The following is a 6401-nucleotide window of genomic DNA, read 5'->3' as shown; positions in this document are numbered from 1 at the left end:
TACGCGGGTCACTGGCCTGGTAGGAGATATAGAAACCGGGCATCCCGTTAGAACCCGTCGACTGAATAGGCTTGATATCGATGTTCTTGCGGACGGCATCGATGCGGTCGTCCATCGACATTTTGCTGGTAGCGTACAGGTCCAAGCGCTCGATGATGGGCTGAATGCGGGAGCGGCTGAGGATCTGCTCCTTCATGGAGGCGAGACGGCCGTTGAGGTCTTCGGTGACTACGGGCTTGACGTAGCTGTCCGGAACCTTCTGCTGCTCGACCAGGACGAGAGTTTGTGAGAGATAGCGAGGCTGTACGAGATGACTGATCCCGTAAGTGATGATGGGGAGGATGAGCGCCGGGACGACGACGATCCACCACCTGTGTTTGAGGATGGTGGCGTAGTCTTCCAGCCCTAATGCGCGATGGCCAAGCATGGTGACTCCTTAAAACTGACCGAGGAATGTGGAGTGGGGAGAGAAGGAGATTCCGACTCCAAATGTATGTGTTAGACCGCTGTAGGCATTCTGTAAAGCCAGCGAGTTGTCGATGGACTGATGTTGAAGGTTATAGCTGGCAAAGGCAGAGAGCGAATCGGATAATCTGCGTGAAACCTGGACACCGCCATAAATCAGGTTGGTATTTCCACCGGCATATGAGAACAGGGGGTTAGAGGTATCGACGAGAGCCCCATTCTGCACGAGACCGGATGTGCGCGTATAACTTCCGCTGAGCGAGGCCATCCAGTCGCGACCGTAAGCTCGGCCAATCGAAGCGGAGAGATCGTCGGAGAGAGCGCCGGGCTGCACGCCGGAGCCACCGTTGACTCCTCGCGAGTAACTCAGACTCATGCGGGCCATTCCGAGGGTGTAGCTAAGATTGAGGTTAGTGCTCAGCGTCACGCGGGAAGGGATCAGCGCGCTATTGGAACTGCTGATCCACATAGGGCCCGCGGAGGCGCTCATCGTGAGCGTACTGCTCAAAATGCGATCGAATGAGGCGTTGACACCGCGAGTTTGCATGGTGAGATTGATGCCGTTGCCGTAGCTGTAGGTCGAATAGAGGACGCTTCCGCTGATAGTGTCTCGCGGATCAAGACGATGATTGAGGGCAAGGTCTCCGGAGTACCGTGTATTTCCCAGCCCTTCGCCTTTGGGGAAGCGAAGAATCGACCAGGAACCGGAGCCACTGATGGAGGTGAGGGGAGTAAATTCCCTCTCGACGTTGCCGCTGAGAGCGTTACTGACATTGGTCGCATTATTGGTCAGTACACCGCCTGCGGGTCCGCTGGACGCCCCTTGACCGGGCTGCGATCCGAGGTCGCCTACGCCGGGGATTCCGGAGAGGCCCAACGTGGGTGTTTCCGGCAGATAACTGACCGAATCGGAGATACCGAAGATCCATCGACCCGCAACCAGACCTTGAGAGAGGGCAAGGTTCTGAAAGGTCGTCACGGTGCCGTCGTACTGATTGCCCAGGATAAGGCCACCGGCGTAGAGCATGCTGAAGGGGTGCGCGACGCTCCTTGAGTTATAACCGGCATCCCCGGAAAAAGTGGTCGAATTCGATGTGCTCGATCCGCCATTTTGGATATCAACGTTCTCTGAGCCACGCAGTGCGTAGTGGAAGACGCCATCGACCGAGGGAAGGCTCGGACCGACACTGGGTGACATAACGCTGGCCGGAACCGCCTGTGCACAGGCGACCGAGGCCGTTGCGGCAAAGAGCGCCAGGGTAGCGACACAACTTTTCAAGGAACCGCTCATGGGACCACAATCGTGTCGCCGGGTTCAAGCGAGACGTCCTGTTTGTTGTCGCCTTTCAGCGCCTTCTTGTAGTCAAAATGAATCTTCTGCTGAGTCGTGCCGGTGCCGCGCAGGATATAGATGCGCTTGGAGTGGGCAAAAGGCGACAGACCGCCAGCCGCTGCGATTGCCTGCAGCGGGGTCATGCCCGGCGTCATCGAGAGTGCGCCGACGTGGCCGACCTGGCCGATCATAAAAATCCGCTGGCTGTTCACGCCGATAACGACGATCGAAACGATGGGATCCTGAACATACTTCTTGAGCCGCTGGGTGATATCGGCGGCGAGCTCCATCGGGGTCATGCCTGCGGCCTGCAGGTCGCCCAACAGGACCATGGAGATCCTGCCATCGGGCCGGACCGGGACCGCGCCTGAAAGAGTCGGCTCCTTCCAGACCGTAATCTGGAGCGAATCCTCTGCGCCAATAATGTAGTGGGCGATGTCACTGGAGTCTTTAGTGGAGGGATTCTGCGTCGTCGGCGCGGTACTCTGCGAGGTTGCAGCGGCCGGGGATTGCGTTTGTTGTGCCATTGCGGCAACAGGCATCGCAGGCGTGATCGCCATGAGCACGACAAGAGACCACTTCATTGGGTAACTCCCCCTCTTCGAGCCGTTAACTGGCTTCTCCCATTTTGCCTCATCCGGCTGCCGTTGCAGCCTTTTTGTCTTGAATATCCGATAATGCCCCCACAGGGAGCCTTGCGCGAGAGGCGTTGAATCGATTGCCTTTGCGGCAGCCGCCACACCCCGGCGATTGACTGCCGCACCAACAGGACCGACTGGCTTAACCGTCCGGCCTGCACATCCTCGATTTCGTTTCGTAAAGCCCACAATCATAAGTATCCTTTTGATCAATACTCAGTTGTGATGCACGAGGAATGCCAAACCGAGGGGCCGGAAGATTCTTTAATGGAAATGTTGCAATCTTTTGCCAGTTCTGCCCATAGTCATCAAGTCATCCAGATTGCTTATGGTCTATAGTTCCCCAAAGGAGCCATGTTATCGCTATACGACAGCATTGGAGCGCAAATTGGCAGCATGTGTAGGAAATGTTTTTCCTACAGCCTGACCGGATACCTTCCAATCTGGCGGCTGTTCTAGAGCTTTTGGGGAATAAACTGTGGCTCAGCACTGCGGCATGCAAATTGCATGTAGGAGACATGTGAAGTATAACGTCTTACGAATGACAGGCAGCGCCCAAGCCGAGTCTTACCCTCCCGAACTGACCGCCAACCGTGAGGGCCGTGCGCCTGACGGCTCAAATGCGGCAAGTGGACCGCGTAGATATGGCTGGCTGCCGTACGCCATCATCGCCGCTCTGCTGGTCGCGATCTATTACCATATCGCCATCAAGCTGGTTTATGACTGGTACACCATCCCCGACTACTCTCACGGGTTTCTGGTGCCGCTCTTTGCCGGATACCTTATATGGGACAAGAAGGCCGCTCTGAGCGCGATTCCAGTGCGGCCGACCTGGCGCGGGTTCTCCCTGATCGTCGCCGGCATTGTCCTGCTGATTCTTGGCGTCTACGGGGTTGAGCTGTTTACCACCCGCATGTCCTTCATCCTCCTGATGGCAGGGCTGATATGGACGTTCTTTGGCGGGAAGATGCTGCGCGAGCTGAGGTTTCCCCTGCTGGTGCTCATCCTCGCCATTCCGATTCCCGCGATCATCTTTAATCACATCACCTTTCCGTTGCAGTTGAAGGCATCGCAGATCGCCAGCGACATCCTGCCGATGCTTGGAGTCCCGGTGCTGCAGGAAGGGAACGTCATTCAATTGCCGGTGATGAAGCTGGAGGTCGCAGAGGCTTGCAGCGGCATCCGTTCCCTGATGAGCCTGTTCGCGCTGGCCGTCTTCTATGGCTATTTTCTTGAGCGCAAGACCTCGCGCCGCACCATTCTGGCACTGGCAAGCATTCCCATTGCCGTCGCCGCGAATGTGGTCCGCATTGTAGGCACCGGCTTGTGCGTGCAGTACTGGAACCCTGACAAAGCGGTTGGGTTCTTTCACGAGTTTTCCGGCTGGGTGATGTTCGTCATCTCCCTGTGCTGCCTCTACCTGGTCCACCGAGCAATGCAGCTTCTCTGGCCGACGACTGGAGAAAAAGCATGAAGTCCCCCAAATTCTGGATCGTCGTCCTTCTTCTGGTCGCCACCGCGCTTGTCCTGTATAGTCGCGGCGATACCGACCGCGTCGTTGCCAGCGAGCCCTTGAAACTAATGCCGGAGACAATCGGATCGTGGACCGGGCAGGACCTTCCCATCGCCGACGATGTTCTGGCGGTTTTGGGCAAAGGCGACTTTCTCAACCGCGTCTATACCAGTTCGCAGCCTATCGACATCAGCCAGACCTCAACCCCGGTCGCCGCGAACCTGCCGATAGGGCTCTTTATTGGCTACTTTCCCACGCAGCGCACGGGCCAGTCCATTCACTCGCCGCAGAATTGCCTGCCGGGAGCGGGCTGGACGTTCGAGTCCCACAGTTACCTCCCGCTGAAAGATATCAACGGCAAGAGCTTCAGGGTGGGCGAGTACCTGATCAGTAATGGGGAGACGAGGCAGTTCGTCATTTACTGGTACCAGGCACATGGGCGGAGTATTCCCAATGAGTATGTCGCACGGGCTTACATGGTCGCCGACGCCATTCGCATGAACCGCACCGATGGAGCGCTGGTGCGCGTCATCACGCAGATTGCACCGACAGAGACAGTAGCGGATGCACGCAAACGCGCAGTTCGCTTTACCAGCTTGATGGCGCCCATGCTGCCCCGGTTCATACCGAACTAGGGAGATGGAACGGAGATTGCTCTGGTAGGAAACGAGCGACTCTGCCGTTGCATGGCAAAAGAGTAAGCATTACAGGATATAGATTGTTTGAAAAGGATCGAGGAAATCGCAATGAAGAGATCACTGACTCCGGCGGCATATCGTACTTTGGTTGTTTTGGGCCTGGCCGTGACACTAGGCCTCAATATGGGCTGCAAACGCGATCCCAACAAGCTGAAGCACCGCTATCTGGACAGCGGAAAGCGATATGAGGATCAGGGCAAATTGAAGGAAGCCGCGATCCAGTTCTCCAACGCGCTGAAGGTCGACCACAACTTCGGAGACGCGCACTACGAGCTCTCCAAGATCTACCTGAAGCAGGGCGCGCTGATGCAGGGCTACGCGGAGCTGATGCGGACCGTCGATCTGCAACCGAACAATCTAAAGGCGCGCATTGACCTGGGCAACCTGCTGCTGGCAGGTCATCAACCGGACAAGGCCGCCGATCAGGCGAATGCAGTTCTCGCGCTGGACAACAAAAATGCCGACGCATACGCTCTGCTCTCAAGCATCGCGGCCACGAAGGGCGACCGCGCCGAAGCGCTTAAGCAGATCAAGCAGGCGCTTGACCTCGATCCGAACCGCGCGGGCTTCCATGCATCGCTCGGACTGCTGGAGAGCTCCGACGCAGCCAGCGGCGCCTCCGCCGAAGAGGAGCTCCGCAAGGCAGTATCACTTGACGGCAAGAACGTGACGGCCCACCTGGTGCTGGCTGCGCTGCTGGAGAAGAAGAACGATCTACAGGGAGCCGAGACAGAGCTAAAGGATGCCGTTGCCGCCGATTCGAAGAACATCATCGCGCGCGCCAGCCTGGCCAACTTCTATATTCGCCGGAACGACACCGCGAAGGCAGAGGAGACTCTTCACCAGGCGACGGATGACCTGAACGAGACGGGTACGGGAGCCGATCTGCTGGCTTCCTACTATATGAGGACCAACCAGATTGATAAGGCCGACGCCGCCTATGGGGACCTGGTAGCGAAGCATCCGAAGAGTGCACCGCTGAAGCTTGTCTATGCGCAGATTCTGCTTCGCAAGCGCGACATTGCCAAGGTCCGTCAGATCTCGGACGAGCTGAACAAGACGAACAGCAATCTTCCAGAGGTGGCCGTCCTGAAGAGCATGCTTTTGCTCAACGACGGCAAGACCGACGAGGCGTTCGGCGTGCTGCAAAAGGCGGCGAAGGCCAATCCGGAGAATCTGCAGGTCAAGTTGTGGCTGGGTCGCGCGGCCCTGGCAAAGGGTGACACCAATACCGCGCAGCAGAGCTTCCGCGACGCCTCGCTCATCAATCCGAGGAGCATGGACGCACAGAGCGGCCTGGCACAGGTCTCGCTGCAGCTTCACGACTTCTCGACGCTGGCACAGGTGGCTGAGGCGACGATCGCCATTGCTCCGCAGTCGGCGGTTCCGTACCTGTGGCGCGGCATCGCAGAGGGAAGCCAGAAGCTGTGGGACAAGGCGGAGGCCGACTTCAATCAGGCCATCAAGCTTGACCCCAAGAATGCCGGAGCCTACCTGGAGCTGGCCCAACTTCGACTGATTCAGAAGAAGGTGCCCGAGGCACAGAGCCTGCTGGAGCAGTCGCTTCAGTACAACCCGAACTCGGCGCAAGCTCTAAGCCTGCTGGCCTCCACCTACCTGTATCAAAAGCAACCGGCGAAGGCGTTGGCCCGAGTTCAGGAACAGATCACCAAGTCTCCGCAGAACAGCGAGATGTATGACCTGCTGGCAGGGTTGCAGATGCAGACGAGCGATGCGAACGGGGCGCTGGCATC

Annotated in this window: 6 protein-coding genes; 3 read left to right on the top strand and 3 right to left on the bottom strand. The window is 57.7% G+C overall.

Translation table 11 applies throughout. From position 1 onward, the window contains the following. The 3 genes from VMU57_RS02890 to VMU57_RS02880 all read right to left on the bottom strand — a co-directional run. On the bottom strand, positions 1-427 hold a 427-nt coding region (locus VMU57_RS02890), incomplete at its 3' end, for a Wzz/FepE/Etk N-terminal domain-containing protein (RefSeq protein WP_325380601.1). A gap of 9 nt (positions 428-436) precedes the next feature. Further along, a complete protein-coding gene (locus VMU57_RS02885) occupies positions 437-1756 on the bottom strand; it encodes a hypothetical protein (RefSeq protein WP_325380600.1) in 1320 nt (439 codons plus the stop codon). Beyond that, positions 1753-2382 (bottom strand): polysaccharide biosynthesis/export family protein, encoded by a 630-nt coding sequence (locus tag VMU57_RS02880; protein WP_325380598.1) that lies wholly within the window; start codon positions 2380-2382, stop codon positions 1753-1755. The genes VMU57_RS02885 and VMU57_RS02880 overlap by 4 nt, the downstream gene beginning before the upstream one ends. Positions 2383-2956: 574 nt before the next feature. Between VMU57_RS02880 and VMU57_RS02875 the strand changes: the two genes are divergently transcribed. The 3 genes from VMU57_RS02875 to VMU57_RS02865 all read left to right on the top strand — a co-directional run. Continuing rightward, positions 2957-3910: an exosortase/archaeosortase family protein gene (locus tag VMU57_RS02875; protein WP_325380596.1), complete on the top strand. Its 954-nt coding sequence runs from the start codon at positions 2957-2959 to the stop codon at positions 3908-3910. Then, positions 3907-4584, top strand: a complete 678-nt coding sequence (locus VMU57_RS02870; RefSeq protein ID WP_325380594.1) for an exosortase C-terminal domain/associated protein EpsI — start codon at positions 3907-3909, stop codon at positions 4582-4584. The genes VMU57_RS02875 and VMU57_RS02870 overlap by 4 nt, the downstream gene beginning before the upstream one ends. A gap of 111 nt (positions 4585-4695) precedes the next feature. After that, positions 4696-6401, top strand: a 1706-nt coding sequence (locus VMU57_RS02865) for a tetratricopeptide repeat protein (RefSeq protein ID WP_325380592.1), incomplete at its 3' end; no start/stop codon positions are given.

Source organism: Edaphobacter sp. (assembly GCF_035532915.1).
Classification (GTDB): Bacteria; Acidobacteriota; Terriglobia; order Terriglobales; family Acidobacteriaceae; genus Edaphobacter.
Note: the sequence above shows the minus strand (reverse complement) of the source record. Positions and strands in the feature narration are given on the sequence as shown.